The organism is Desulfovulcanus ferrireducens (assembly GCF_018704065.1).
Taxonomy (GTDB): domain Bacteria; phylum Desulfobacterota; class Desulfovibrionia; order Desulfovibrionales; family Desulfonatronovibrionaceae; genus Desulfovulcanus; species Desulfovulcanus ferrireducens.
The window spans coordinates 1-26,989 of the sequence record NZ_JAGUQP010000013.1; the positions used below are offsets into that span (position 1 = coordinate 1).

A 26,989-nucleotide genomic window follows, 5' to 3' on the forward strand; every position below is an offset into this window, starting at 1 on the left:
GACCAAAAGCTGAGTTACGGTGTCTTGATGCACCAGAAAGTTGAACGGTCTGTCACGCCTAAATTCTTATTTCTTTATCTCTTAAATTTGAAAACAGGTGATGTAAACATACGAGAAAGTTGAGTTACCATAACTATCAACAATAAAAAGAATATTCATTTATGCTAAATGTACCATTATGCTCTGCCCGCAAGCAAGTTTTTTGCCCCGTTGAATCCAGCAAACCGTGGCTGGCTTTTGCCAGTATTCAACTGGGGTAGATGGGTCCGGGCATTTGCACCAGCTTGAAAGAAATCAGGATTGAAAAAATTATGAAAATTTGTTCTCTGATTAAGGTTTGGGCACAGAAAAGTTTAATCCTCCCAGGCCGATTTGTCTTCCTTGGGTTCCACATGTATGTTTACGTGAGCATTGGGCAGTCTCTTTTGTATATTCTCTTCAATCTTACAGCACAAATCATGGGCCTCTTTGACACTTTTTTGACCTGAAACAAGCATATGAAAATCAATAAATCGTCTAACACCGGACTTTCTTGTCCTTAAACCGTGATAATGAACCCCATCACCAGCGGATTCTCTTATTGTCTGGTCAATGGTTTGCAACTCATCTTCGGGCAGGGACCTGTCCATTAAGCCCAACACGGAGCGCTTTATCAACGAATACCCGGAACACATAATATTTAAGGCCACTAAAATCGCAATGATCGGATCTAAAATAACCCATTCCGGTATGAAATAAATTATGCCCACGCCAATAGTGACACCAAGAGACGTCCAGATATCGGTCATAAGATGTTTGGCATCGGCCTCCAGCGCTATGGAATCAAAAAGTTTGGCCCCTTTCAACATTATCTTTGCCACAACAAAGTTAATCAATGATGCAACCGTTACGACAAGCATACCCACCGGTAAATAATCCAATTTTTGTGGACTCTGAAACCTGTTTATCGCTGAAACTATAATGCTTATAGCAGCCACTATAATTAAACTTCCCTCGAATCCACTAGCAAAATATTCCGCTTTGTCATATCCGTAACTGTGTTTGTCATCGGCTGGCCGTGATGCAATGCTTATAGCCCACACCGTAGCAAGACTGGCAACAAGGTTGATCAAAGATTCAGCTGCATCTGAATAGAAACCAATTGATGAGGTTAATAGATAGGCCCCAAATTTTAGAGCCAGAGTCAATATAGACGCTAATACAGATAATAATGCTATGTTGCGTGGAGGTAATTGCTTAACCATGTTTTAGATTTCAAAAAAACTAGAGATTTAATGTCCGTATAAAGAACCAATTTTTTTAATAAATAAAGCTCATCAGAAGACATTTTTTATTTGACAACACCAAATTGATCTGAAAATCTTTTCAAAAAAATAAACGTAATTATTGCTTATGTCAAAAACCTGGATATGCTCAAAACTCCCAGAATTTGTTCGTGATGTGTTGCGTGATTTTTGCTTAGTCAGCCAGCAGCTTGAGCAAGAATTTCAGTACCTCGATCAAACCGGGCAAATTCGTTTCCAATTTTTTAAGGATATTTTAGGGGAAAAGATGAATAAGGGCCAATTATGGCACTTAAAGGATACTGCTCATATTTTATTTAAACATGACCCCAAGGCTAAACTGATAGGCCAATATCTCGATTGGTCTCTGGGATATATTTTTCATGAATGTATGAAGCTAAGAGAAGATGCCTATCAACAGGAAAATTATCGACCCTGGTTTGAAGAGATCCAGTCGCAACAATCACTCAGCCCTGAAGAAAGGTTAATTACCCAAGAACTTCTCCAAGTCATTGAACAAACCAAAGAAAGTATTGATCGCGAAGTAAAGAGAGTACGCTTTATCCAATTTCATTGTAGACGCCTGTTTATACTTTATTTACCATACCATAAGGACAACCCATTGTTGGCCCGCTTTTTATTTGCCAGACATGAATTGGTCAAAAATGTCTTTAAAACCGGAGGTTATAACGAACTCATCCAGGCCATTTATGGCGATGCTCCTGAACATATGTATATACTGGCTGCACAGAGCCTGCGTTTGGGAGGATGGATTGACGAAGCAAGACAAGCAATAAAGCAGGCCCATCAAATGGCTCCGAACAACAAACTTGTCTTGCAAGAGATGAAATTAATTGATAACAACTTAGAAAACAAAGGACCATTAAATGCCAAATTTCAAAATTATAGGAGGCTATCATGAGAAAATTATTTTTTATTGCTTTATTTGCAACGAGCCTGCTGGCCTTTGGTTGCGCCAAAAAGCAGGTAAAAGCCACGCCCGCGGAGCCACCAGCTCAGGTACAAGAACAAATAACTCAACCTGCGCCTCAACCTGCTGTTCAGCCTGAACCTGAGCAAAAACAAGTTGTTCAGCCAACCCCCATGGAAATTTATGAAAGCACTTATGCTTCTCTCCCTACCGAGCACAAGGTAGTCAAAGGAGAGTGTTTATGGTGGATTGCCGAATACAAGCAAATTTACAACGATCCATTTATGTGGCCATTGATTTACAAGGCTAACAGGGACCAAATAAAAAATCCTGATCTTATCTACCCCAATCAAGTTTTTGTCATTCCTAGAGATTTCACTCTTGACGAACTCAAGGAAAGTCGACGCCAGGCTGGTGCTCCAAAACCTTATTTACCACCTGAAAATGCCAATTTGCCTGCAAAATTACGAGCGGATCTAGGATGGAGCTTCTAATAGAGAAAATATTTTATAATTAATATCAAAAACAAAGCCCCATCCTGGGTAGGGATGGGGCTTTGTTTTTAAAAATCTGCTCAAACCATACCTTCACGCCCTAGAGCCTGTGGTAAAACTCCATTTTAACCGTTGATAGAAATCCTGGTTTCTTGAAAGCATTGCAAATGGCTGGCTAAGCCATCTTGGCGAAGCTAGCGAATAAGCAGAGCATCGGGGTGATAAAGCTAAATATCCGGGACTATTTGCCATAACTATCATCCCAAATGCCCTATTATGTTCTGCCCCCAAGCAAGCTTTTTGCCCCGTTGAATCCAGCGAAGCGTGGCTGGCTTTTGCCAGTATTCAACTGGGGTAGATGGGTCCAGGCATTTGCACCAGCTTGAAAGATATCAGGATTGAAAAAAATTATGAAAATTTGTCCTCTGGTTAAGGTTTGGTCACAGGCTCAAAAATATTTGGTGTTAGAGATATGGAGAAAAAAATATGTTTTTAGTCAAATTGACCTGCTTGACAAAGATGACCGTTCTGACTCACTAATTAAATGAAAGGAGTTGTTAAACCCTCAAAATACACGTAGCGTTTTTATTCAGACTAGTATCAACTGTTCCAGAAGTTACTCTTTAAAATTCTCACATTCTGGACCAAAAGACTGTATTTATTACTATGTCAGGCCATAATAAACAAACTAACAACATCCTTTGCTTTAGTTTTAGGTAAATTTCATGCAAACGGAGGAAAGTTATGAAACTAAAATCATTGATTCTGATTGCCGCAACCCTATTACTCTTTGGTTGTGCAACTCTAACAAAGGGGCCTGAACCTTCATCTCCCGAACCTGAAACGACTCCTCCACCAGCTCCGGAAAATACCAACAGTTACTATGATTTTGATGATATTCCAATACCAAATGAAATGAAATTGGATCCCAAAAAATCGATCCTATTTGAAACCCCGGATATGAAGGCTGGAGCAGTCGTATTTAAAGGAAGAGTAGATGCTGTATCGTTGTTCAACTTCTTTTTAGCCAATATGCCCAAAGAAAACTGGAACATGCGCAGTTATTTTAAATATGGTCGTTATATTATGGTTTTTGAAAAACCAAACAAAGATTGCATCATAAGAATCATCGACCATCCGATTACAACTGAATTGCAGATATGGGTCGCTCCAAGATTCCGGCAAAAGTTGGGTCATTTTAGTGATTCACCGGAAAATCTAGAAAAGAATCTTTCCCAATGAAGAACTCGTTTCCGCTTTTCACCCATTATTACGGTAAAAGGGCACATTTGGGAATATGCGGAAGTATTGCCGCGTATAAAATACTTGACCTGCTTCGTTTACTTCTAAAGTCCAATTTAGATGTTGGCGTAACCTTAACAAAATCTGGGAGCGAGTTTATCCCTGCGCTGAACTTTCAGGCCCTGGGTGCGGATCCTGTCTTTACGCAGGACGATCTCCTTCAGTCAACTTTTGCCCATTTGGCCCCCGGACAAACTGCACATACTTTACTCATTGCTCCGGCAACAGCAAATATTTTGGCCAAAGCAGCACATGGCATTGCAGACGATCTTTTGAGCACGCAAATAGTATCTTTTCCCGGTCCAATAATTTTTGCTCCGGCCATGAATCCAAAGATGTGGCATAGTCCTGCGACAAAAGAAAATTGGCAAAAACTAAAATCGCGCGGCTATATCTGCATTGAACCGGGTGAAGGTCATGTTGCTTGTGGTGATACCGGTCAAGGACGTCTACCATCAATTGAAAATATTTACTTTCCCGCATTAAAAGCCATAACCCCTCAAGATCTCATAAATAAAAAAATACTTATTACCTGTGGTCCAACTCGAGAATATTTCGATCAGGTTCGGTTTTGGTCAAATCCATCCACAGGCAAAATGGGTCTGGCCTTGAGTTTAGCTGCCTGGCTTCGTGGCGCCGAAGTCCACCTGGTTCATGGACCTATAAATGTTTTGCCACTACCCGGACTAAATTTATATCCAGCCCACTCGGCCAAAGAAATGTATGCCGTGTGTATGGATTTATGGCCAAACATGGATATGGGTTGTTTTACAGCGGCAGTAGCTGACTTTTCCCCTGAGTCCTGTCCGGTTCCGAAATTTAAGAAGTCAGATACCCGGCAGCTAAAAATAACATTTACCAAAAACAAGGATATCCTGGCTACCATTGGAAATTTAAAAACCAAAGCACAAAAATTAATTGGCTTTGCAGCAGAGGCTGAAAGTCTTCATCACAACTGCCTGCAAAAACTTAAGAAAAAAAACCTGGATCTCATTATTGGCAACCTGATAACGGATGAGGATTCAGCTTTTGCCAGCGATCAAAACAGGGTATATGTTTTAGACCGTACTAACAGACAGGAAAGTTGGCCTTTACTTCCCAAAACAGAGGTAGCCTGGAGGATTTGGGATTGGATTTTAACTCTTTAGACATTTCAGAAAATAGCCGAGTTTTAACTCAACTTGGGCTCAAATACTTCCTTGCCGATCCTGAACCACCAAAGCCAAAAAAAACATCTTCTCCCTCAACACCCAACGACCAGAACGCTTCTTTTATCTTACCTAAAAATATAAAATTAAAACTAAGTAAACTTTTGAGACCAGCCTACACTCTATGGATATATGCTGGTTTTACCTATGACCTCTCCATAGAAGAGGTAACAGACAGGAAGCGACTTATAAGAAGCATTGTTCATCAAGTGCACGACAAGCTCAATTGGCCTCAGGGTTCGATAACCTTTTGGCCAGTATTTAACTTTAAAAATGACAATCTTGCTCCAGATATCCAATTATTTCAGTATGGTCTGGAGCAAATCAAGCCAATTTATATTTTTTGTTTCGGAAAAGATGCCTTCAAAACCTTGTTCCCTGACCAAGACTTTGAGATTAAGAAATTTTATTATGGTTCTTATCTAGTCCAGGCTTTGCCAGATTTTGATCAACTGCTTCCAGATAATCGTGAGTTAAAAAATTTGGTTTGGCAAACATTAAAAAAATACACTCCCCAATAAAAATTAGTCGGTGAATGAGGGGATGGGAAGATGGGTAAATGGGTCAATGAGTAAATGGGTAGATAGGGGGAAGAGTAGGGAGGAGATGGATGATATGAAAATGACTTTTGAAACTCAACTTTCTGACATGATTAACATCCTAAAATTACTTCACAATTGAAGAGTGCATTTTCTGAAATGCATTACAAACGGGTTGGGTAACACATCTTGGCGAAGATTGCGGAAGTGCTGTGCATAGGGAGGTTATTCCATCGAACTTTCGAAACCCATCATAACAACAAAAAAGGCATTAAATAATATTCTATTGACTAACCCCATTATGCACAGCCCGCAAGCAAGCCTTAGATGTGTCCAAGTCTTTGTTAGGATTGAAGAAAATGAGCTCGCAAATTAACTCAGAAAGTTAAGTTTTGAGATTTTAGAAGCTTGGCCAATGCAGAAGGAGCAGAGTGGTGCATGGATGTTTCCCCTGACCCTTACCACTTAATTCACCCCTTATCTTCAGTCTAATTATGATTGAATTATTTTTTTTTAATTGATAAACGCACGCATTCGTTTTTTGCGTTATGTATTGGTCAAACTCAAAACATAAAGTTAACATTCGTACTTTCATCCAATAAAAAATTATAAGATTAGGAGTAGTTAATGAAGGTTTTAGTCACTGGGGCTGCAGGATTTATAGGTTTTCACTTGTCTAAAAAATTCTTAAATGAAGGGATTAAAGTAATAGGAGTAGACAACCTTAATGATTATTACTCTGTCCAGCTTAAAAAGGATCGTCTGGCTCAACTCGTTGACAATCCCGACTTTAGTTTTCATCAACTGGACATTGCCGATAAAACCGGACTGATGGAACTATTTAGAAAGGAAAGTATAACACATGTTGTTAATCTTGCCGCGCAGGCAGGAGTAAGATACAGTATCGAAAATCCAATGGCTTATGTTGAGTCAAATATCGTAGGTTTTGCCAATATCCTTGAATGCTGCCGGCATAACTCTATAAAGCACCTTGTTTTTGCTTCATCAAGTTCTGTTTACGGATTAAACACCAAAATGCCCTTCAGTGTTCATGACAACGTCGACCACCCAATCAGTCTTTACGCGGCAAGCAAAAAGGCCAACGAATTAATGGCTCATTCTTATGCATATTTATATAAACTTCCTTGCACAGGCCTGCGTTTTTTTACTGTCTACGGACCATGGGGCAGACCAGACATGGCCTTATTCTTGTTTACCAAGGCGATTTTAGAAGGAAAACCAATCAAAGTCTTCAACTACGGCAACATGCAAAGAGACTTCACATATATAGATGACATTATCGAGGGTGTGTACCGAGTAACCCTACACATACCTAAACCCAACCCAGACTGGTCGGGCTCACAACCAGACCCGAGCTCAAGCCCAGCACCGTACAAGATTTACAATATCGGAAACAACAACAGCGTTTCTTTAAACCATTTCATTGAAACCATTGAAAAACATTTAAACAAAAAAGCAGTTAAAGAGCTTTTACCACTCCAGCCTGGTGACGTGCCAAAAACTTACGCCGACGTTGACGACCTCCAGCGTGATGTTGGCTTCAAACCAGATACCCCGATAGATTATGGCATAGAGCAGTTTATAATTTGGTATAAAAAATATTATCAGATATAAACACCAAGAAGGATGAGAAATGGCTCTCAAAACTTTAAAAAAGGAATTGACACAAGTTTTCGAACTTATCAAAAAGCCATCCCAAGAGGGAATACTGCCGAACCTAGACCATGTACAAAAATTCAATCGTTTAGCAACTAGGATGCACACCCTGGCAGACGACGAATGGGCAGAAGAATGTGAAGACTTCGCCCATTTAGCCAAACAACTCTTACAGGCTGTAAACCAGGGCGACCTACAAACTGCCGTAATGCTAGTAGAATCTATCAACGACGCCCAGTCTTTCTGCCACAAATTTTACAGATAATTTTAAATTGTTTCACGTGAAACAATTTATTTAAACAGATCTAAATTCACCTAATTTAAGTAAGAGAGGGGGCTAAGTGAACGCAAAAAGGATAGTGGTAGCAAATCAAAAAGGGGGTGTTGGCAAGACAACGACGGCTGTAAACTTGGCCGCCTCGTTGGCTGTAATGGAAAAAAAGGTTCTCTTGGTTGATTGTGATCCTCAGGCCAATGCTAGCAGTGGGTTGGGTTTAGATGTAAAAAAAATTGAGCAAAATCTATATACCGGCTTGATTGGCGAGAGTAAGCCACAAGAGATAATACATGACACGAGCTTAAAATTTTTAAAAATTATCCCCTCATCACATGACCTGGTGGGTGCCGAGTTGGAACTTTTGGACAGGAGAGAGCGAGAATTTTACCTGTACAAATTAATTCGAGAAATAGAGAAAGATTTTGAGTACCTAATTTTTGACTGCCCACCTTCATTGGGTATAGTGACGGTAAATGCCTTATGCGCGGCTCAAAATTTACTCATTCCTCTACAATGTGAGTACTATGCTTTGGAAGGCATTGCTCAACTTTTACATACATATGAGCTCGTCAGGGCAAGACTTAATAGTGAATTAAATATTCTTGGGGTGTTGCTGACCATGTTTGACAAGCGAAATAATCTCTGCCACCAGGTTGCAACTGAAGTACGTGGATATTTTCGAGACAAAGTCTTTCAGACTATAATTCCTAGAAATGTGCGGTTGTCCGAGGCGCCTAGTTACGGCAAACCTGCAATTAGTTATGATATCAGGTCGACAGGGACCATTGCTTATTTGGAACTAGCCAGGGAATTGGTTAAAAAACTGGTAAGTTAGTAATAAGCGATCTGGTAAGTTAGTAATAAGCGATAGGGGATGAGTGGATGAACAATATTAAAACATCCACCCATTAACCCATTAATCTTCTTTAAAAGGAATAATCTCGTATTTTATGTGATCCTTAAAATGTCTCTTAATAATACGAGATTTACATTGTAAACACTGAAAAGAAACTAAGCCGGCAATATTGGCAGCTTTTAGGAGAAATTTTTTGGGTGTATCGGCTGTCCAGTCAGAAGTTTCAGCACCACAATTGTCACAGACAACATTCTTTTCAACCGGGTATCTAAAATCCCAAAATTTTAAAAAGTTCTCCCAATCTTCTATTGGCTCCTCCATGACCTGGACAGTCTCATTTTCTTCAGAAGTACCCAAATGTTTGTCTATAATAGGATTAACTTCATCCTCAATGGCATGCCATAGTTTTGAAGATATGAAAACGCCAATCAAAATACCTTTATGGTCATACAAACCTTGAATATCTTTATCTGAAAACATATTTACCTCCTCATGATGTAAAATTTTACACGCAAAGATTTAATTAGAATAACAAAAAAATCAAGGATTAATAATGAAAATGAAACAACGAGGTTTAGGAAAGGGATTGGATGCACTCTTAAATCCAATGGATTTGAGTAAAGATAGCGCGGGAATTACACACTTGAAAATTGACCAAATAAAGCCCAATAAAAACCAACCACGTACTACATTTTCTGAAAAGTCACTCAATGAACTGGCTCAGTCTATAAATGAACAGGGGTTGCTGCAGCCAATTCTTGTTCGGAAACTAGATGGTGAAAATTATGAAATAGTTGCTGGTGAAAGAAGGTGGCGGGCATGTCAACTGGCCAAGCTAGAAAGGGTGCCGGTTATTATAAAAAATCTTAGCAATGAAGAAGTTTTGGTTATTGCCTTAATCGAAAATATTCAACGCGAAGATTTAAATCCTATAGATCAAGCTTTGGCCCTGAAAAAATTAAAAGATGATCTAAATATAAGTCAGGAAGAAATTGCAAAGAAGGTAGGAAAAAGTAGGGCTCAAATCGCAAATCTTTTGCGACTGCTTCAATTACCTGAAGATGTACAACATCTGCTAAAAGAGAATAAATTAAGTGCAGGCCATGCAAGGGCTCTGCTCGCACTGGAATCTAAAGAAGAGATGATCGCGTTGGCGAATGAAATTATATCAAAAGGAATGAGCGTACGCGAAACAGAAAAAATTGTGCAGAACAAAAAAATAACCAGAAAAACAAAAAGAAAAGTAACATTTGATAAGGAACTTGCTAATTTTCTGGCTCAACAATTTCAAAATAAAATCAGCCCAAAAATTAAGGTTAATCTGAAAGGAAACAGGGAAAAAGGCACGATCTCTCTTAAATATAATTCTCAGAATGATCTGGAATTATTGTTAAATAAGCTAGGGATCTCAAGTGATGAAAGATAAACTGATATCGGACCTTAACAAAATTAATGGCCAAAATATTATAGTTATTGGCGATATCATGCTAGACCACTATCAGTGGGGGCATGTTGAACGAATTTCACCAGAGGCACCGGTTCCTGTTGTAAGTGTATATAAGGAAACATTTCATCTGGGTGGAGCAGGAAATGTAGCTCGAAATATAAAATCCTTGGGAGGAGAGCCTGTTCTCATTGCTCTTGTAGGCAAAGATCAATACGGAAAAAAAATTAAGGAGTTACTCGAAAAAGAAAATATAAATTACAATTTAATTGAATCGGACATTAGACCTACGACTGTAAAAACCAGGGTCATGGCGCACAACCAACAGATTGTGCGGATTGACCAGGAACAATGTTTTAAAATGTCAGATGACGAAGTAGAAAGATTGGATCATATATTAAAAAAAATAACCCCAAATGAGTATGTGCTTGTTTCGGACTATGGAAAAGGGCTGATTGGTAACGAGATATTTGAAAGACTTAAAAATTATAAAGTTCTCCTTGATCCTAAAACCCAAAATTTTGATATATATAATGATATCTTTATAATGACACCCAATAAAAAGGAGACAGAGGAGGGAGCAAATCTAAGAATCAAGGGCACTGAAGATATTATTGAGGCAGGACAAAGATTACTTGCGGATAAAAAGCTCAAGAACTTGCTGGTGACTTTGGGACCTGATGGTATGGCATTATTTAAGACTAACGGTTCGATTTACCATATTCCGACATGTGCGCAAAATGTGTACGATGTTACAGGAGCAGGGGACACGGTTATTGCTGTACTTGCGTTATGCCTTTGCTGTGGAATTAACTTACTCAATGCTTGCTGCCTTGCCAACTATGCCGCAGGGATAGTTGTGGGGGAAGTTGGAACAGCAACAACAACGAAAAAAGAAATAATCGAGACAATCAAAAAGTTAGATGTACCTAAAATTACTCAGTGGACATAGGGCACCTTGATGAACAACATCCATCAGTTAAAGAAAAATAAGCATAAGCAAGTCTTGCTTCTTTTTGTTTTTTTTCCGGGGTTAATTTTGGCTCCGGTACATTTGAACAGAGCGCCCTTAGTTCATTCCAACTTGGTATGGAATTAAAGCCTTGTTCAATTATTTTTTTATCATATGAGCGTACAAGTCGAGCATCTTTAGAATCTGTTACAATTATTAAAGGAATAGGGGGGTCAAATAAACGGGCTGCAGAAACATATTGTCGGACATAAGAAGAAACTTCACCGGGGCAAAAAGCCAAGAGCAAAACAGGTTTTCCTTGATCTTTGATAATAAAATCAAGAGTTATCGTGTATGGCTTTTGACCAATATCTAAATTAAGCTCAATTTTCGGAAAAATATTTTCCTTGGGATAGCCCTTTTCTTCGACCAAAATTTTAGCCAGGGCTTGACGAACGTCCTCGTACGTTGTGAGCTCAATTTTTTTTCCTGTAATATAATCGTAAATAGTCTGTTCTAAACTTACTTCGTGCATAGATTATCTTTTTTAAGGTTGAGGTTACGATTTTTCGCTAAAAATTTACATCTGTTGCAACCAGAGCAGAGATTCACTGCCTTGGTGGAATAACGTAGTAGTTTACAAAAACTTAAAGCTAAATAAACCAGAGAAAAAAACAAAATTACCAAAAGTATTAAAAATTGTGTATCCATCTAACTTATAGGACAGCAAAGAATTTTTTGTGCCAGTCCATGACCCAAAACTAAATCGGTTTCACGAACTTTTACTTTAAATGGTCCACAGCCACAATTATCTATCACCACTTCCGTGCCAGGGATTAAACCAAGCGCGCATAATTTTGATCTGGCCGCACAGCCAGCATTTAAGGTAACTATTTTTACACGAGTTCCTGGTGGAAATTGGTCAATGGGTTTGGGACTCATAAGTTTATTCCTCCTAACTTTAAAATTGTGTAAATACACTCATTGACCATGTCAAGCAATACATCTAATGGAAGGACAGAACATGAGCATAGATGAGTTTTTTGCTCATACAAAATTAAAAAAGCTGCTCAACCTACCAGAAAGTTTTCGCTCCAAAATTTTTGGGACGAATAAATTGACGACTGATGAAAAGTTTATTCTAGCCAATTTATATTACCTGGATTCGGTTGGTAACTTACTCGAATTTAAAACGCTGTTACCACCATTGACTGGATATTCTCAACAAAAATGCGAACTTATTTTGACTGAGCTAAATAAAAAAAACTTTATATATATGAGGAAAAACCAGGTTAGTTTACGTATTAAACCTTTAACCTACGAATAAAATTATGCCTAAAAGAAAAGATATTAAAAAAATTATGGTCATTGGCTCGGGTCCAATTGTTATAGGTCAGGCCTGTGAATTTGATTATTCTGGAACACAGGCAGTTAAAGCACTTAAAGAAGAAGGATATGAGGTGGTTCTGGTTAATTCAAATCCAGCCACAATTATGACTGACCCGGAACTAGGCGACAAGACATACATTGAACCAATTGAGCCTGAAACCGTTGCCAAAATTATTGCCCGTGAAAGACCAGATGCTCTCCTGCCAACCCTTGGAGGACAAACCGGGTTGAATACAGCCGTTGCTGTCTCAGAAAATGGAATACTCGAAAAATATGGTGTGGAGCTGATTGGTGCCTCTTTACCGGTTATCAAAAAGGCTGAAAGCAGAGAAGAATTTCGGGCGGCAATGGAAAATATTGGTTTAAAGGTTCCCAAAAGCGGGATTGCCAGAAGCATGGACGAGGTAAAAAAATGGAGTAAAATTATACCATTTCCTATAATTGTTCGTCCCGCTTTTACCCTGGGAGGCACCGGAGGTGGTATCGCTTATAATCAAGAGGAACTAGAGGCTATCGCATCTCATGGTCTTGCAGCAAGCCTGAAACACGAAGTCATGCTTGAAGAATCTGTTTTGGGGTGGAAAGAGTTTGAACTGGAAGTAATGCGGGACAAAAATGACAACTGCGTAATTATTTGTTCAATTGAAAATATCGATCCCATGGGGGTACATACCGGAGACTCCATAACCGTAGCACCAGCGCAAACATTGACAGATGTAGAATACCAACGCATGCGCGATGCGGCAATTGCTATTATGCGAGAAATCGGGGTGGAGACTGGCGGTTCTAATGTACAATTTGCTATCAACCCGGAAAATGGCGAAATGCTGGTTATCGAGATGAACCCCAGGGTTTCAAGATCATCAGCCCTGGCATCTAAAGCCACTGGATTCCCAATTGCCAAAATAGCTGCCAAATTGGCCGTAGGCTACACTTTGGATGAGATTCCAAATGACATTACCAAGGAGACAATGGCATCCTTTGAGCCAACTATAGACTATTGTGTCGTTAAAATTCCACGCTTTACATTTGAAAAATTTCCAGGCGCCGAAGACTATTTAACGACGGCCATGAAGAGCGTTGGTGAAACCATGGCTATTGGGCGAACCTTCAAAGAAGCGCTCCAGAAAGGGCTCAGGTCATTAGAAATTGGCTACCCTGGCCTGGGAAAAAGCTATAATGCTGACCTGCCAAGCCTTGATGAAATCCGCGCAAAGCTGATAACTCCTAATTCCAGAAGAATTTTTTCTGTAAGACATGCACTTCTTCAAGGGATGAGCTGCTCTGAAATCAATGAACTAACCAACATTGATTTGTGGTTTTTGCGCCAAATTGAGGAAATTGTTAAGTTTGAAACAAAATTGAAAAATTTTAGTTTGCAAGAAAGTATAACTCCGGAAAACAAAAAACTCAGAGAAATTCTTACGGAGGCCAAACAACTGGGATTTTCTGACAAACAACTGGCTATTCTGTGGAAAAAAAGTGAATATGATATCAGAAGAATAAGAAAACAATTAAAAATTGAACCTGTTTATTATCTTGTTGACACATGTGCAGCAGAGTTTGAAGCCTATACTCCATATTTTTATTCTACTTATGAGCAAGGTAAAGAGGTAGAAGTTGGAAAAGACAAGAAAGTCATGATACTAGGCGGCGGCCCGAATCGGATTGGACAAGGAATAGAATTTGACTACTGCTGCGTACACGCCTCTTTTGCACTTAGAGAAATGGGTATTAAATCAATAATGGTCAATTCAAACCCAGAGACTGTTAGCACTGATTATGATACTTCTGACAGATTGTATTTTGAACCTCTGACGTTTGAAGATGTTTTAAATATAATAGATTTTGAGAAGCCGGATGGTGTAATTGTCCAGTTTGGGGGACAAACACCGCTTAACCTGGCAGTGCCCCTGTTACGGGCCGGGGTAAAAATTTTAGGTACCTCGCCCGACAGCATTGACCGGGCTGAAGATCGAGAAAGGTTTCAGGCCTTGATCCAAAAGTTGAATTTGCTCCAGCCGCCTAACGGTACGGCCATGTCACAAAATCAGGCATTGGAAATAGCCAAAAAAATTGGGTACCCGGTAGTTGTTAGACCTTCCTATGTCCTTGGCGGACGAGCCATGGAGATTGTCTACGATGATGGTGATCTGAAAAGTTACTTTCAAGAAGCTGCTTATGTTTCACCTGAACACCCAATCTTGATTGATAAATTTCTGGAAAACGCCATTGAAATAGATGTAGATGCATTAAGTGACGGTACAGAAACCTATGTAGCGGGGATTATGGAACATATAGAAGAGGCCGGCGTACATTCTGGTGACTCGGCTTGCGTCCTTCCAGCCCACTCAATAAGTTCTGAGCTTATTAAAGAAATTGAAAGACAAACCAAGGCCCTGGCCAAAGAACTGAAAGTTGTTGGGCTTATGAATATACAATTCGCCATTAAAGATAATCAAATCTATATTTTGGAAGTGAATCCAAGGGCCTCCAGGACAGTACCTTTTGTGAGCAAAGCCACTGGCGTTCCACTGGCAAAACTTGCCACAAAAATTATGATGGGAAAGAAACTAAAAGAACTTGACCCATGGTCAATGCGCAAAGAAGGTTATTACTCGGTAAAAGAAGCTGTCATGCCCTTTAACAGATTTCCAGGAGTAGATGTTTTACTTGGTCCGGAAATGCGTTCAACAGGCGAAGTCATGGGTATTGATGAAAATGTTGGCCTGGCCTACATGAAAAGCCAGTTGGGGGCAGGCCATTTTCTTCCAAGCAAAGGAACAGTTTTTATCTCGGTGAATGACAGAGATAAAAATGAAAGTGTGTTTGCGGCCAAAATTTTTAATGAAATAGGATTTAAAATTATGGCAACCAGAGGGACGGCCAAATTCCTTGAAGAACATGATATTCCTGTTCAGGTTGTGAACAAGGTATATGAAGGACGACCTAACGTCATTGACCATATTAAAAATGGAGAAATTGATCTTGTCATCAATACATCATCTGGCAAAAAAACTGTGCAGGATTCGTCATCATTAAGACAAGCAACACTTCTATATCAAATACCTTATACAACGACCATTGCAGGAGCCAAGGCTATTGCAATGGCCATAAAAGAAAAGTCTACCTGTGGCCTTGAAGTACAAAGTATCCAAGAATATTATACATAAAAAGATTAAGGTAGTCTGTAAAAATGAATTTAAATTATCAAAAGATTAATTCCTGCCATCCCGCACCTGGCAAACTTGCACGTTGTCTTACATGCGGTGCTAGTTAGTGCCAGGCTCAGCAGGAAATGTTAACTCTATTTTTGAGTCTGTGACCAAAACCCCATGTTGACAACCAGATTATAAATCAGGATTGAAAAAATTATAAAAAATTGTCCTCTTAAGTAAGGTTTGGCCACAGACTCTTTAAGATTGATACTTCCAACTAACATTTTTAAGTCTGTAATATTGTATTTGTTTTATAATTATTAACCAAAAATAGAAAAAACTAACCAAAAAAACTAAAGTACAATGAACCCTACTAACACAAAAAAGGAATATTGTGGACTATTTGGTATTTATGGGCACCCTGAAGCAGCACGTATGGCCTATTTTGGCCTATATGCATTGCAACACAGGGGTCAAGAAAGTGCAGGCATAGTTACCTGGGATGGAAAAAAATTAAGAGAGCAAAGAGGAATGGGACTGGTGGCAGATGTCTTTACGGAAAGACATCTTAGTCATCAATTAAAAGGTGATATAGCCATTGGACACATTCGCTATTCCACAACCGGAGCATCACTCATCCGCAATGCACAGCCATTTATGGTCAAATTTAAAGACATGGCCATGGCAATTGGACACAATGGTAATCTAGTCAACACTTTTGAGCTACGTCAGGAACTGGAAGAAAAAGGTTCCATTTTCCAAACCACAATGGATAGCGAAATCATTATGCACCTGCTGGCAAAAAACTTGAATAGCTCATGTGTTGAAGAGGCTTTAATCAAAACAATGACGAAAATAAAAGGGGCTTACAGTCTAATTCTGCTTATCAATAATAAAATGATTGCCATGCGCGATCCATTTGGATTCAGACCTTTATCCCTTGGGAGAGTTGGTGCTGCTTATGTCATTGCTTCTGAAACTTGTGCATTTGATCTTTTGGAAGCTGAGTTTTTACGCTCTATTAGACCTGGAGAAATGGTCATTATTGAAGATGGAAAACTTAGAAGTATCCAGTTTGCCGAACCCAAAAAGCAGCAGTCCTGCATTTTTGAACTTATCTATTTTGCTCGGCCTGATTCTATAGTTTTTGATGAAGAGGTTTATTCAGCAAGAAAAAGAATGGGCGGTATCCTGGCTGAAGAAGCCCCTATAGATGCAGACTTTGTTATGCCTTTTCCTGACTCCGGAGTCTATGCAGCCTTGGGTTATGCTCAAAAGTCAGGGCTACCTTTTGAAGTTGCAATGATAAGAAATCACTATATTGGCCGAACTTTTATTCAGCCATCACAGGATATGCGAGATTTTGGAGTTCGCGTTAAGTTAAATCCCGTCGCTAGTATGATCAAAAATAAAAAGATTATTATCGTTGAAGACTCCATTGTCCGAGGGACAACAATCCGGACCAGGGTTAAGAAACTGCGAGAACTAGGTGCCAGAGAAATTCATATGCGCGTCAGTTGCCCCCCAATCAAATTCCCCTGCTACTATGGCATTGATTTCTCTTCAAAAGGAGAGCTTATTGCAAGTAATCATAGTGTTGATGACATTGCCAGATTCATCGGCCTGGATTCACTGCACTATTTAAGTATTGAAGGTCTTAAGTCTGCAGTAAAGAATGCGCAAAATTATTGCCTGGCCTGTTTTAATGGTGACTATCCTATTCTGCCGGGAGCACATTACGGAAAAATGTGTTTGGAATAAAAAAAAATATTAAAATGTCTTTTTAGCCGTAGACTCACGCATAATTTAATATCCATAAATTATGCTGGATATTAAATCACAGACCTTAGGCCAGGAAGATGAAGTTTTTGTGTGACAATAAAAACATTCAGTAATAACATATCCATTATATCTACTATCCTTTTTAAATATAAGCTTACTTATGTATATTCAGAAATCATCAGATAAAGATTGGATAAAAATTGCCAAACAAGTCCTGGATATTGAGATCCAAGGACTAATAAAGGTCAAAGATGATCTGAACAATTCCTTTACTCAGGCAATTGAACTTTTAGGAAGGTGCCAGGGAAGAATTGTAGTAACCGGAATTGGCAAATCCGGATTGGTTGGCAAAAAAATCGCCGCTACTTTAAGTAGCACAGGCTCTCCTTCCTTCTTTCTTCACCCTGTGGAAGGGGCACACGGAGATATAGGCATGATCAGGCCTGAAGATGTTGTTTTGGCTATATCAAACAGTGGTGAAACAGATGAATTAAACTCTATCCTGCCAAGTTTAAAATCTTTAGGTGTAAAAATTATAGGTTTGACTTCCAATTTAAAATCAACAATGGCTATGCTTTGTGATTTAGTCATCAAGGTTCAGGTACCCAAAGAAGCATGTCCTCTTGGCCTTGCACCAACAGCAAGCACAACAGCAACTCTCGCCATTGGTGATGCTATTGCTGTCTGCCTGATCAAATTAAAATCATTTGGGAAACAAGATTTTAAAAAATACCATCCTGGCGGATTTTTAGGCCAGAGACTTGCTAAAAAAGTCCAAGAAATCATGCATTCAAAAAATCTTCCCCTGACACAAACAGACACTTCGCTTAAACAGGGGCTGCACGTTCTTAACAAGGGAGGACTAGGTGTAGTATTAATTGTGGACAAAGAAAACAAACTCAAAGGAATAATCACAGATGGAGATGTGCGACGCATTGTATGCCAGGGAAATATGAATTTAAACAATTCTATCAATAATTACATGGTAAAAAATCCATATACAGCAGACCCTAATCAATCAGCGGCATCGGTACTTGATACTATGGAAGAAAAACAAATTACTGTTATTCCAATTGTTGATGCGCATAAAAGAATATTAGGAATTGTTCATCTTCACGACTTGCTCGGTAAAGGAAAATTTAAATTCTCTTAGTTAGTTCACTTGAATTTAGTTACACCAAAAGTGGTACTGAAATTATTGTTTGCTATAAAAAATCGTAAACAATCCGTATTCAAATTACAAATTAAATGAAAAAAGAATATATATGTGCTCAGTGTAGTCAAATATTTCCAACTTGCTGTAAAATAAAAAAAGAGTTGGAAGAATATTGCTTCCCTTTATCAGAATATGAAATTGAAAATATAACTAAAAAAAGTCAAATCAATAAATTTTATGTACAGGAAAAAAATTCAATAAATTTTATTAAAAAATTTATTTCACATTTACCTGAATACAGACATAAAATTAAACAAATTTTCCCGCCTAATAATTTTCACTATCGTCTAAAAATAAAAGATAACGGAGAATGTGTCTTTTTAACAGACAACGGATGTTTGCTTCAAAGGCACAACAGACCTTTTTATTGTCAAATTTATCCCTTTTGGTTCTATAATCAGAGAATTACTTATTTTAAGGACAAATATTGTCTGGCACAAAAAAAAACAGAAAAAGTTGGCCAGCTTTTAAGACTATTTTCAGTAAGCATAGAGACCATTGAAAATAATTTTAAGTTGATGATCGCAAGTCTTAGATTAACCAGGTGAGATAAAGATGAAAGTATTAAAAAATTTGCTAATAGTTTTACTATTATTGCTTATATTGATAACTGGATCTGGAATTGGCCTGTATTTCTGGGCTGCCAAGGATTTACCCGGCTTTAAGAAAATAACGGATTATAATCCACCTTTGGTAACCAAAATTTTAACCAGAAACGGTAGAATCCTGGGCTATTTTTATAAGGAAAAAAGATTCCTGGTATCATTAAACGAGATATCAGAGTGGGTACCCAAAGCCTTTTTGGCTGCTGAAGACGCTAATTTTTATCAACATGAAGGTATCGATTTTTTAGGTATTTTTAGAGCAGCTATAAAAAATTTAATGGCCGGAGGAATTGTCCAGGGCGGGAGTACCATCACCCAGCAGGTCATAAAATCAATGCTTCTTTCACCGGAACGTAGTTATACTCGAAAATTAAAAGAGGCTATTCTGGCATATCGTCTGGAAAAGTATTTAACCAAAGATGAAATTCTAACTATTTATCTTAATCAAATTTATATGGGTGCAGGGGCTTACGGTATCGAAGCAGCTGCCAGGGAGTATTTTGGCAAACATGCCTCCGAGTTAAATTTAGCCGAAGCAGCCCTTTTGGCAGGGCTTCCAAAAGCACCATCCAGATATAACCCTTATAAAAATTTTAATAGTGCAAAAAAAAGACAAGAGTATGTCTTAAACAGGTTAAAAGAGCTTAACTGGATAAATGATGAAGAATATAATCAAGCCAGGCAAACACAAATCACTCTTAAGCAAATGCCTGACCCTTCCTGGCAACAAGGTGCTTATTACCTGGAAGAAGTGCGTCGGTGGCTGATTGAAAAATTTGGACAAAACAAAGTCTATACCGGTGGTCTGGTTGTTTACACGGCAGGAGACCTGGAACACTTGGTGGCCGCTGAAAATGCACTTAAAAAAGGGCTAATCGCCTCAACAAAACGCAGGGGGTGGCAAGGTCCCATTGAGCACCTGGAGGCAAATCAATTTGATCATTTTTTAAGTCAGGAATCAGTACATCCGGATATATTGGCTCCTGGGGAGTGGATAAAAGTTTTAGTCACCAGGGTGGATAAAAAAGGAGCAGAAGTAAAGTTTGGTCCCTTTCAAGGTTGGATCGATGTAAAGACAATGGGCTGGGCAAGAACTCCCGATCCCAAAAAGGCCCCGGAAGAAGTTCCTAAAATCAAAGATGCACGCCAAGTGCTCACTCCTGGTGATGTTGTCTGGGCTTCGATTATAAATCAAAAAGAAAATAGCTCGCTTTGGAATTTATCCCTGGAACAAGAACCAAGAGTTGAAGGTGCCCTTGTTTCTCTGGAACCAGCGACAGGAGAAGTCCTGGCCCTGGTTGGAGGATACAACTTTTTCAAAAGTCAATTTAACCGGGCTACACAGGCCAGAAGACAACCGGGATCGGCATTTAAACCGATTGTCTATTCTGCAGCAATGGACAACGGTTTTACTCCGGCTTCCATAGTTTTGGATGCGCCCATTGTATATGAAGACCTTCAAACTAATTCCACCTGGAAACCTGAAAATTTTGAAGGTATCTTTTATGGTCCTACGCTTTTAAGAACTGCTTTGGTTAAATCTCGCAATCTTGTCACCATTCGCATTGCTCAACGCATTGGTATAGATAAGATTATCCAACGTGCCAAGGATTTAGGTTTAAAAGGTGAATTCCCCCGGGACCTATCAGTCAGCCTTGGTTCTGTACCGGTAACACTTATTAATCTATGTCAGGCGTACACAGCATTCGCTCGGGGTGGCACATATATTCAACCTCATCTAATAAACAAAGTGACAACCTCATGGGGCGAGGAACTTTACCAAGCAAAATATGAACCTGTTAAAGCCCTAAGTCCGGAAACAAGTTACATCATTACCTACCTATTACAGGAAGTTGTCAGAGATGGAACAGGTTGGAGGGCCAGAGTACTCAAAAGACCAGTGGCTGGAAAAACAGGGACTTCGAATAACGAACAGGACGCCTGGTTTATGGGTTTCACACCTTATCTTCTTACCGGGGTATATGTTGGTTTTGATCAATTAACCCCAATGGGTAAATATGAAACAGGCTCGAGGGCAGCTAGTCCGATATGGGTCAATTATCGCTTAGCTGTTGAACCTAACTATCCGATTCAGGACTTTCCACGACCTCCAGGTATTGTTATGGCCAAGATAGATGCTCAAACCGGGCTCCTTGCCGGACCAAATAGTGATAAAGTCTATCTTTTACCTTTTAAAGAAGGTACCGAACCTACATCTACAAGTGACTCGTCATCACCAAAACAAGAAAGTCAAAAAGCAAGTGAAGATATTTTAAAACAATTGTTTTGATTGGGGCGTACCTTACAAGTGAACTGGACGTATCCGGTGTGTGCACCTGTCGGGGTAAAGCCTAATTTAAGGGGTAAGAGTTGCTTATTTGACCCCCTTTTTTATTTTTAACTGTAGACCCACGCAGACTAACGCAGACATTTTTGTTCGGCAAAGTCTGCCGAACAAGAACCTAACGGCCTTACAGGCCGGGACAGCAATATGACCGGCAAGTCGCAGGGCGCACTTGTCTGTACGCCTTATGCGGTTACAATATAACATCTCATAAATATCAAATGCAAAATCGGATGCATCCCCAAAGAGGCAAAAGGAGTAAACATGACCTTAAACAAAGATCTGTTAGATATTTTAGCTTGCCCAAAATGCAAAGGTGATTTGATTCTAACTCAGAAAGAAGACGGGTTAATTTGTGAAACGTGCTCACTGGTTTATCCTATTAAAGAAGAAATACCTATTATGCTTATTGAGGAAGCAATAAAGTTAGATGAGTGGAAAAAAAAAGCTCAGCAATAGTCAGGAATAATTAGAACAAGTCAAAGTTTACAAAACTTGTGCGTTTTTTTGCAGTTAAAAGTTTGAGATTTCTTCGCTCCACTTTGTTCCGCTCGCAATGAAAGGGACGATATTGTCTTTGCGAAGGCAGGGAAGCTGCCCGTGGCAATCTCACCCATTGGGTTAAAATCTCTGGCTCAAAATTTACCTTTATTCCAATACGTTTAATCTAAAACTCAATTAAAAATCGCTTAATAAATGGATGATCTGTCAGAATATATTAACTACAAAACTTTAAAAATAAAATGTCTAAAAAGAAAAGAAGGCCATTACCTGAAGAACTTAATCTTCCACCAGGTGGAATTGACAGCCATGCTCACCTTGACCTGGAGCAGTTTGGTTCTGATTTGGATGAAATAATTGAGCGTGCTCAAAAATGTGGTTTGGCAGCAATTGGTAATGTATTTTTAGGTCCGGAGGCCTATCTTAATAACAAAGACTTATTTGCCTCATATGAGCAGGTTTTCTTTATCCTGGGTACGCATCCCCACGATGCCAAAGTATTTAATAATGATACGATAAATAAAATTGAACAGATTATTAATCAGGACAGTAAAATAAAGGCTGTAGGGGAAATCGGGTTGGATTTTTATTATGATTTTAGCCCAAGAGAAGCTCAAGTAAAAGCATTTCAGGAACAACTAGAACTGGCAAGGGAACTGGATTTACCCGTTGTTATTCACTCAAGAGAGGCAGAAAAAGAAACTGTGACAATTTTACTCGATATGGGGTTTAAAGATAAAAAAGTATTATGGCACTGTTTTGGAAAAGGAAAGGATTTAGCAGAAGAACTCCTAGGCTTTGGCTGGACCTTGTCCATTCCTGGAACAGTAACCTACAGAAAGAATCATCAACTTCAGGAAGCAGTGCAATATATACCCTTAACAAGCATGGTTTTGGAAACTGACTGTCCTTTTTTAACACCAGAACCTTATCGTGGAAAACGCAATGAACCGGCATTAATTGGTTTTACTGCCCAAAAAATTGCTCAAATTAAGAAAATTTCTACCTCTGATGTATGGATAACCACCGCTCGCACATGTCAAAAATTCTTTAACCTCTAATGATGTAATTTTATTTACAACTACTTAACATCTATTCCTATGAATGAAAATTAATCATTTCAGTTTTTAAATTGCTTTTTATCAATTCATTTAAATACAATTTCTTTTATATCACTACATTTAAGTCTAATTTTTCCCCATTCAGTCTGACCAAAAAAAGTAACTTCCGGATCTATATAAAATTCTTTATTAGATTTATCATAAAACACTATCTTGGCTAAAACTTTATCATCTTGTAAATAAAAATTTACTTTTTTAATAGTTTTAAAGTCTATCCCAACATCAGCTCTTCCCATTTTTGCGGGTAAAAAAGTTAAACCATCAACAGATATTTTCTGCACTTTATAAGAATTATTACTCTGATCTACAATTGTTACTGTAAAATAGCGATCAGGCTCAGGAATACTGGAAACAATGTTATAATTATTTCCACCCATTCCAAGACAAAGAGTAAATATAATTATCAAGACAAAAAATTTAATTTTTTTCATAATCTTAGCTCCAAGAGACGCAAAAAAAGCTATTTTTTACCTGTATGATGCAACTGCAAAAATTAAAAATTTACAATTTTGACAAAAAAAATATCCTATAACCAGTTTAAATAATTCAACATTCATAATTCAAAATTCAACATTGCCTGCAAAAAGGGAATTTTTGCAGGCGCATCTTGTATCATATACTATTTTAACAGGAATATCACTTTTTATATTTTTTATAAAATCATGAACAAATTTTTCTAACTCATGACTAAAAACAAGCTGTAAAACAGCCTTGTATTTGTCTACTACTGTTAAGTAAGCTAAATTATCATATCCTTCTAAAAAAAATTTAAATAAAGCAATATTTTTCCTATCAACCTGCAAATATAGGCGCTTAGAATAATTATTTAGCATAGCAGACTATAAAATTTCGGCACCGTTATCCGTGATTAAAACCATATATTCCCATCTGACTCCACCCCACTTGGGATAGTAAAGACCAGGTTCAATGGTTACTACCATTCCCGGCTTAAAAACACCTTTGGCAAGAGGTCCAATGGCAGGTGGTTCATGTGTCTCCAAACCAATTCCATGTCCCAACCCATGAGTAAAATATTTATCTACACCATACTCCTGAAAAAAAGCTTTCGCAATATAATATGCATCCTTTATAGGTAATCCCGGATAAATTTCTTTTATAGCCTTTTCTTGTGCTTTTTTTACAAGCTCCATGGTTCTGAGAAACTCTTTACTAGGACTGTCTCCTACCCAAAAAGTTCTGGTCTGATCCGAGCAATAATCGTCAACTCGCGCTCCCATATCAATAAGTACCGGACAATTTCTAACTATTTTTGTTTTTCCCGGAATTGCATGGGGTAAAGCAGCATTGGGACCAACAGCAACTATAGTTGAAAAACTAAGTTCAGTTGCCCCCCCGGTCCTGAATAATTTTTCAACTTCCCATGCAATTTCAGCTTCTGTTTTACCTGTAGTCAAAAATAATTCAATCTGTTCAAATACCTTATGATTAAGTGCACAAGATCTTTGCAAGGACTTAACTTCGTCCTTATCTTTAATCATTCTAACCTGTTCGACTACATTTTTAAGAGGAACTAATTCAAAATGTTTATTTAATTGGTCATAAAAATCATAAGACAAATAAACAGATTCAAAGCCAAAACGTTTTACACCAATTTCCTTTAAAAAATTTATTATTCTTTCATATTTATTTTGTCTATATATAAATATATTATCTTCAGGTAAAATTCTCTTTGCAGCTTCTTCATAACGCGGGTCTGTTAAGAGATAAAAATTATCTTTGGTTATAAGTAAATATCCTGATGATTCATTACACTGAGGATCATGGAGCTCAAAACCACTAAGATAATACCTATTGGCAGCACTGGAAATGAAAAAATAATCAAGGCCAGAATTAAAAATTATTTCTCTAACTTTATCCAACCTATTCTGATATTTTATATCCATTTATAAACCTTTTTTATCAAAATAACCTGAAATATTATTAGAAAACATCAGCTCATAATCTCTTTTAAAAAGATCGTTAAACCGGATATCTATTTTTTTCTTATAAGAAAAAAATAATTCCTTAAAAAAATCATCTACCTGTAAAAAAATTTTATTTTTTAAAACTCTAACTCTAAAATTTAATAAACCCAGATTCAGTAAAAAATTTTCAATCTCTCTTAACCTTAATAAATAAGTTTTATTAATTTTTATATTATAATCAAATCTAGTCAAAAGACACGACCTAGAATACTGATCTAAAAAATCAAGCCCTATAATGTTACCTAAAAATTTTATATCATTTTTTTCAATAAAAAAATCTGCGAGCGGGCTTATAATTTTCAGTTCATTTAAGGCTCTTATTCCAGGTCTATATTTTTTTAAATCCGAATAATTAGTCCCATCAATAATTATATAACCATATTTTCCATAGTTTCGCTTTAAAAGAGTGAATATTTCTTTTTTACAAAAATAACACCTATCCTTTGTATTAGAACTAATTAGCCTAAATTTCAAAGGATCAAAATATACAAAATTATGTTTTATCTTGTGTTTTTCTACCCATCTCTTAACAAAATCTATTTCATAATCGGTTAAATGAGGTCCATAAAAGGTTACTGCCTGGTAATTAAGTTCAAAAATATGACTAAAAAAAGTCAGAAACCGACTATCAATACCACCTGACAGGGCAATTATAAACCCAGGGTATTTGTTTAAAAAATTATACAAACTATCGAGTTTAGCCTGACCAAAAATTTTTACCTGGCCAACCGTATTATTAATTGGATTCAATTTTTTCTTGAGCTTCGGTTAATAAAAATTCACCGGATTCGATCCATTCTTTGAGCAGATCCGCCACTTCCAGAGAAAGGGCATAACTGGTTACAGGAACTGTAGATACCTTTTTACCTTCTACCTCAACCTGGCCTGACTTTAATTCAGCATAAGTAACATATTTAATAACCTTAGCTTTTCCCTGTCCATAATCAACACCATAATCTATAACTGGCATCTGGATATCCTCATCACTTACACCCGTATACCAAGCCATTTCTTCGTTGAGAATAGGAATAGGAATGCCAACCCCCACGGCCATTGAACAACCATAACCAACTATACTTACTCCACGCAAAAATCTAGCGTTCATTTGTTTTAAATCACCTTTTACCATTAATGTTCCGGATGGCCGCATGGGGATTCCTCGTTTATTTCGCACCGGATTAGGGTTATGCTGCGTCCCGGCACCAATAACATAACCAATGCCGCCGCCCAGTAAAATCTTTGTCCCCAACCCTATGGTTTTAAAATAAGGATCATTAAATAACGGGCTTAATTCCCCAGATGTTGCAAAATTAAGATTACCCAGATTTGGTCTCAATGGACCCATATAAGTATATATTATTTTATTGGTCTTATTAACAGCACAATTATAGTTTTGATAACAATTACGAGGATTGAGCAAAATTGCATCTTTGAGCTCAGCAAGAGTAATATCCTTTTCCAATTCTCTTCTTGGATAGCAATCAGTCCCATAAGCTATGGCTTTTAAACGAACAGATTTTCCGCGCACAAGTTCTTCAATAACATGACCACCGCCATATTTAAATTGCCCCGGATAAACCTTATTCAGAGGATCATCTTCTGCAGGTTCTGTAACTCCTAAATAAGCGTCAACAGCAGCAAGACCAGCATAGGAAGGAACCCCATTTAACCATACCTTTGAAGCTTTAATAAGTGGCGGTTGATGGCCAAAATTAAACAACATCCCGGATGAACACATAGGTGAAAAAGTCCCGGTGGTGACAACATCAACCTCTTGAGCAGCTTTTTTCTTCCCCTTTTCTCTAACCAGCTTGGCCATCTCCCTGGCATTTAAAACAACGGCTTTGCCTTTTTTAATTTTATCATTTATTTCCGAAATAGTTCGCTTAATTGCCATCGACATCTCCTCTCTAAATCTAAAAATT

27 protein-coding genes are annotated in these 26,989 nt (G+C 38.0%); 18 read left to right on the forward strand and 9 right to left on the reverse strand.

Annotated elements, in window-relative coordinates; all coding sequences use genetic code 11:
- Positions 1-353 precede the first annotated feature (353 nt).
- On the reverse strand, positions 354-1,244 hold the full coding sequence (locus KFV02_RS05885; RefSeq protein ID WP_252380613.1) for a cation diffusion facilitator family transporter: 891 nt from the start codon (positions 1,242-1,244) through the stop codon (positions 354-356).
- A 148-nt stretch (positions 1,245-1,392) separates the two neighbouring features.
- Here KFV02_RS05885 and KFV02_RS05890 point away from each other — a divergent pair, with 148 nt between their 5' ends.
- The 8 genes from KFV02_RS05890 to KFV02_RS05925 all read left to right on the forward strand — a co-directional run bounded on the left by KFV02_RS05890 (position 1,393) and on the right by KFV02_RS05925 (position 8,546).
- Positions 1,393-2,205, forward strand: coding sequence for a hypothetical protein (locus KFV02_RS05890; RefSeq protein WP_252380614.1), 813 nt, complete (start codon positions 1,393-1,395; stop codon positions 2,203-2,205).
- Complete coding sequence (locus KFV02_RS05895; RefSeq protein ID WP_252380615.1) at positions 2,202-2,708, forward strand: LysM peptidoglycan-binding domain-containing protein; 507 nt, start codon at positions 2,202-2,204, stop codon at positions 2,706-2,708. Before KFV02_RS05890 ends, KFV02_RS05895 begins: the two co-directional genes overlap by 4 nt.
- Before the next feature lie 744 nt (positions 2,709-3,452).
- Positions 3,453-3,950, forward strand: a complete 498-nt coding sequence (locus tag KFV02_RS05900) for a hypothetical protein (protein WP_252380616.1) — start codon at positions 3,453-3,455, stop codon at positions 3,948-3,950.
- Positions 3,947-5,158, forward strand: coding sequence for a bifunctional phosphopantothenoylcysteine decarboxylase/phosphopantothenate--cysteine ligase CoaBC (gene coaBC / locus KFV02_RS05905; protein ID WP_252380617.1), 1,212 nt, complete (start codon positions 3,947-3,949; stop codon positions 5,156-5,158). The genes KFV02_RS05900 and coaBC overlap by 4 nt, the downstream gene beginning before the upstream one ends.
- Positions 5,140-5,739 (forward strand): hypothetical protein, encoded by a 600-nt coding sequence (locus KFV02_RS05910; RefSeq protein ID WP_252380618.1) that lies wholly within the window; start codon positions 5,140-5,142, stop codon positions 5,737-5,739. The genes coaBC and KFV02_RS05910 overlap by 19 nt, the downstream gene beginning before the upstream one ends.
- A gap of 645 nt (positions 5,740-6,384) precedes the next feature.
- On the forward strand, positions 6,385-7,392 hold the full coding sequence (locus KFV02_RS05915) for an NAD-dependent epimerase (protein ID WP_252380619.1): 1,008 nt from the start codon (positions 6,385-6,387) through the stop codon (positions 7,390-7,392).
- A 19-nt stretch (positions 7,393-7,411) separates the two neighbouring features.
- A complete protein-coding gene (locus tag KFV02_RS05920; RefSeq protein ID WP_252380620.1) occupies positions 7,412-7,699 on the forward strand; it encodes a GAK system XXXCH domain-containing protein in 288 nt (95 codons plus the stop codon).
- Positions 7,700-7,775: 76 nt separating this feature from the next.
- Positions 7,776-8,546 carry a ParA family protein gene (locus KFV02_RS05925; protein WP_252380621.1) on the forward strand — a complete coding sequence of 257 codons (771 nt, stop codon included), beginning with the start codon at positions 7,776-7,778 and terminating at the stop codon, positions 8,544-8,546.
- 81 nt (positions 8,547-8,627) lie between these two features.
- Here KFV02_RS05925 and KFV02_RS05930 read toward each other — a convergent pair whose 3' ends face one another.
- Positions 8,628-9,047, reverse strand: a complete 420-nt coding sequence (locus KFV02_RS05930) for a hypothetical protein (RefSeq protein ID WP_252380622.1) — start codon at positions 9,045-9,047, stop codon at positions 8,628-8,630.
- Between the two features lie 73 nt (positions 9,048-9,120).
- Here KFV02_RS05930 and KFV02_RS05935 point away from each other — a divergent pair, with 73 nt between their 5' ends.
- Together KFV02_RS05935 and rfaE1 are read left to right on the forward strand one after the other, a co-directional pair.
- On the forward strand, positions 9,121-9,993 hold the full coding sequence (locus tag KFV02_RS05935; protein WP_252380623.1) for a ParB/RepB/Spo0J family partition protein: 873 nt from the start codon (positions 9,121-9,123) through the stop codon (positions 9,991-9,993).
- Positions 9,983-10,963, forward strand: a complete 981-nt coding sequence (gene rfaE1, locus KFV02_RS05940; protein ID WP_252380672.1) for a D-glycero-beta-D-manno-heptose-7-phosphate kinase — start codon at positions 9,983-9,985, stop codon at positions 10,961-10,963. The genes KFV02_RS05935 and rfaE1 overlap by 11 nt, the downstream gene beginning before the upstream one ends.
- On the opposite strand, the gene KFV02_RS05945 is transcribed toward rfaE1, so the two are convergent.
- Positions 10,947-11,498, reverse strand: a complete 552-nt coding sequence (locus tag KFV02_RS05945; protein ID WP_252380624.1) for a type I restriction enzyme HsdR N-terminal domain-containing protein — start codon at positions 11,496-11,498, stop codon at positions 10,947-10,949. The genes rfaE1 and KFV02_RS05945 overlap by 17 nt on opposite strands.
- A gap of 176 nt (positions 11,499-11,674) precedes the next feature.
- The gene (locus KFV02_RS05950) at positions 11,675-11,905 is read right to left on the reverse strand and encodes a FeoA family protein (RefSeq protein ID WP_252380625.1); all 231 of its coding nucleotides are present in this window, start codon (positions 11,903-11,905) and stop codon (positions 11,675-11,677) included.
- Positions 11,906-11,987: 82 nt separating this feature from the next.
- Here KFV02_RS05950 and KFV02_RS05955 point away from each other — a divergent pair, with 82 nt between their 5' ends.
- From KFV02_RS05955 to KFV02_RS05990, 8 genes are all read left to right on the forward strand, one after another.
- Positions 11,988-12,290, forward strand: a complete 303-nt coding sequence (locus tag KFV02_RS05955) for a hypothetical protein (protein ID WP_252380626.1) — start codon at positions 11,988-11,990, stop codon at positions 12,288-12,290.
- Positions 12,291-12,294: 4 nt separating this feature from the next.
- Positions 12,295-15,525: a carbamoyl-phosphate synthase large subunit gene (gene carB / locus KFV02_RS05960; protein ID WP_252380627.1), complete on the forward strand. Its 3,231-nt coding sequence runs from the start codon at positions 12,295-12,297 to the stop codon at positions 15,523-15,525.
- Between the two features lie 348 nt (positions 15,526-15,873).
- The gene (purF, locus tag KFV02_RS05965; RefSeq protein ID WP_252380628.1) at positions 15,874-17,271 is read left to right on the forward strand and encodes an amidophosphoribosyltransferase; all 1,398 of its coding nucleotides are present in this window, start codon (positions 15,874-15,876) and stop codon (positions 17,269-17,271) included.
- A 181-nt stretch (positions 17,272-17,452) separates the two neighbouring features.
- Positions 17,453-18,445, forward strand: coding sequence for a KpsF/GutQ family sugar-phosphate isomerase (locus tag KFV02_RS05970; protein ID WP_252380629.1), 993 nt, complete (start codon positions 17,453-17,455; stop codon positions 18,443-18,445).
- A 95-nt stretch (positions 18,446-18,540) separates the two neighbouring features.
- The gene (locus tag KFV02_RS05975; protein ID WP_252380630.1) at positions 18,541-19,056 is read left to right on the forward strand and encodes a YkgJ family cysteine cluster protein; all 516 of its coding nucleotides are present in this window, start codon (positions 18,541-18,543) and stop codon (positions 19,054-19,056) included.
- 7 nt (positions 19,057-19,063) lie between these two features.
- Positions 19,064-21,403, forward strand: a complete 2,340-nt coding sequence (locus KFV02_RS05980) for a penicillin-binding protein 1A (protein ID WP_252380631.1) — start codon at positions 19,064-19,066, stop codon at positions 21,401-21,403.
- 318 nt (positions 21,404-21,721) lie between these two features.
- On the forward strand, positions 21,722-21,916 hold the full coding sequence (locus KFV02_RS05985; RefSeq protein ID WP_252380632.1) for a Trm112 family protein: 195 nt from the start codon (positions 21,722-21,724) through the stop codon (positions 21,914-21,916).
- A gap of 284 nt (positions 21,917-22,200) precedes the next feature.
- A complete protein-coding gene (locus tag KFV02_RS05990) occupies positions 22,201-23,019 on the forward strand; it encodes a TatD family hydrolase (RefSeq protein WP_252380633.1) in 819 nt (272 codons plus the stop codon).
- An 86-nt stretch (positions 23,020-23,105) separates the two neighbouring features.
- Here KFV02_RS05990 and KFV02_RS05995 read toward each other — a convergent pair whose 3' ends face one another.
- From KFV02_RS05995 to KFV02_RS06015, 5 genes are all read right to left on the reverse strand, one after another.
- A complete protein-coding gene (locus tag KFV02_RS05995) occupies positions 23,106-23,510 on the reverse strand; it encodes a hypothetical protein (protein WP_252380634.1) in 405 nt (134 codons plus the stop codon).
- A 129-nt stretch (positions 23,511-23,639) separates the two neighbouring features.
- Positions 23,640-23,912 (reverse strand): DUF4911 domain-containing protein, encoded by a 273-nt coding sequence (locus KFV02_RS06000; protein WP_252380635.1) that lies wholly within the window; start codon positions 23,910-23,912, stop codon positions 23,640-23,642.
- A gap of 6 nt (positions 23,913-23,918) precedes the next feature.
- Positions 23,919-24,983: a M24 family metallopeptidase gene (locus tag KFV02_RS06005; protein WP_252380636.1), complete on the reverse strand. Its 1,065-nt coding sequence runs from the start codon at positions 24,981-24,983 to the stop codon at positions 23,919-23,921.
- Positions 24,984-25,814: an ATP-dependent sacrificial sulfur transferase LarE gene (larE, locus tag KFV02_RS06010; protein WP_252380637.1), complete on the reverse strand. Its 831-nt coding sequence runs from the start codon at positions 25,812-25,814 to the stop codon at positions 24,984-24,986.
- Positions 25,801-26,961 (reverse strand): homocysteine biosynthesis protein, encoded by a 1,161-nt coding sequence (locus KFV02_RS06015; RefSeq protein ID WP_252380638.1) that lies wholly within the window; start codon positions 26,959-26,961, stop codon positions 25,801-25,803. The genes larE and KFV02_RS06015 overlap by 14 nt, the downstream gene beginning before the upstream one ends.
- Positions 26,962-26,989: the final 28 nt, after the last annotated feature.

Coding starts and splice junctions, on each gene's coding strand:
- KFV02_RS05885 (WP_252380613.1), bottom strand. CDS start 1,244: ATGGTTAAGCAATTACCTCCACGCAACATAGCATTATTATCTGTATTA.
- KFV02_RS05890 (WP_252380614.1), top strand. CDS start 1,393: ATGTCAAAAACCTGGATATGCTCAAAACTCCCAGAATTTGTTCGTGAT.
- KFV02_RS05895 (WP_252380615.1), top strand. CDS start 2,202: ATGAGAAAATTATTTTTTATTGCTTTATTTGCAACGAGCCTGCTGGCC.
- KFV02_RS05900 (WP_252380616.1), top strand. CDS start 3,453: ATGAAACTAAAATCATTGATTCTGATTGCCGCAACCCTATTACTCTTT.
- coaBC (WP_252380617.1), top strand. CDS start 3,947: ATGAAGAACTCGTTTCCGCTTTTCACCCATTATTACGGTAAAAGGGCA.
- KFV02_RS05915 (WP_252380619.1), top strand. CDS start 6,385: ATGAAGGTTTTAGTCACTGGGGCTGCAGGATTTATAGGTTTTCACTTG.
- KFV02_RS05920 (WP_252380620.1), top strand. CDS start 7,412: ATGGCTCTCAAAACTTTAAAAAAGGAATTGACACAAGTTTTCGAACTT.
- KFV02_RS05930 (WP_252380622.1), bottom strand. CDS start 9,047: ATGTTTTCAGATAAAGATATTCAAGGTTTGTATGACCATAAAGGTATT.
- KFV02_RS05935 (WP_252380623.1), top strand. CDS start 9,121: ATGAAAATGAAACAACGAGGTTTAGGAAAGGGATTGGATGCACTCTTA.
- rfaE1 (WP_252380672.1), top strand. CDS start 9,983: ATGAAAGATAAACTGATATCGGACCTTAACAAAATTAATGGCCAAAAT.
- KFV02_RS05945 (WP_252380624.1), bottom strand. CDS start 11,498: ATGCACGAAGTAAGTTTAGAACAGACTATTTACGATTATATTACAGGA.
- KFV02_RS05950 (WP_252380625.1), bottom strand. CDS start 11,905: ATGAGTCCCAAACCCATTGACCAATTTCCACCAGGAACTCGTGTAAAA.
- KFV02_RS05955 (WP_252380626.1), top strand. CDS start 11,988: ATGAGCATAGATGAGTTTTTTGCTCATACAAAATTAAAAAAGCTGCTC.
- carB (WP_252380627.1), top strand. CDS start 12,295: ATGCCTAAAAGAAAAGATATTAAAAAAATTATGGTCATTGGCTCGGGT.
- purF (WP_252380628.1), top strand. CDS start 15,874: ATGAACCCTACTAACACAAAAAAGGAATATTGTGGACTATTTGGTATT.
- KFV02_RS05970 (WP_252380629.1), top strand. CDS start 17,453: ATGTATATTCAGAAATCATCAGATAAAGATTGGATAAAAATTGCCAAA.
- KFV02_RS05975 (WP_252380630.1), top strand. CDS start 18,541: ATGAAAAAAGAATATATATGTGCTCAGTGTAGTCAAATATTTCCAACT.
- KFV02_RS05980 (WP_252380631.1), top strand. CDS start 19,064: ATGAAAGTATTAAAAAATTTGCTAATAGTTTTACTATTATTGCTTATA.
- KFV02_RS05985 (WP_252380632.1), top strand. CDS start 21,722: ATGACCTTAAACAAAGATCTGTTAGATATTTTAGCTTGCCCAAAATGC.
- KFV02_RS05990 (WP_252380633.1), top strand. CDS start 22,201: ATGTCTAAAAAGAAAAGAAGGCCATTACCTGAAGAACTTAATCTTCCA.
- KFV02_RS05995 (WP_252380634.1), bottom strand. CDS start 23,510: ATGAAAAAAATTAAATTTTTTGTCTTGATAATTATATTTACTCTTTGT.
- KFV02_RS06000 (WP_252380635.1), bottom strand. CDS start 23,912: ATGCTAAATAATTATTCTAAGCGCCTATATTTGCAGGTTGATAGGAAA.
- KFV02_RS06005 (WP_252380636.1), bottom strand. CDS start 24,983: ATGGATATAAAATATCAGAATAGGTTGGATAAAGTTAGAGAAATAATT.
- KFV02_RS06015 (WP_252380638.1), bottom strand. CDS start 26,961: ATGGCAATTAAGCGAACTATTTCGGAAATAAATGATAAAATTAAAAAA.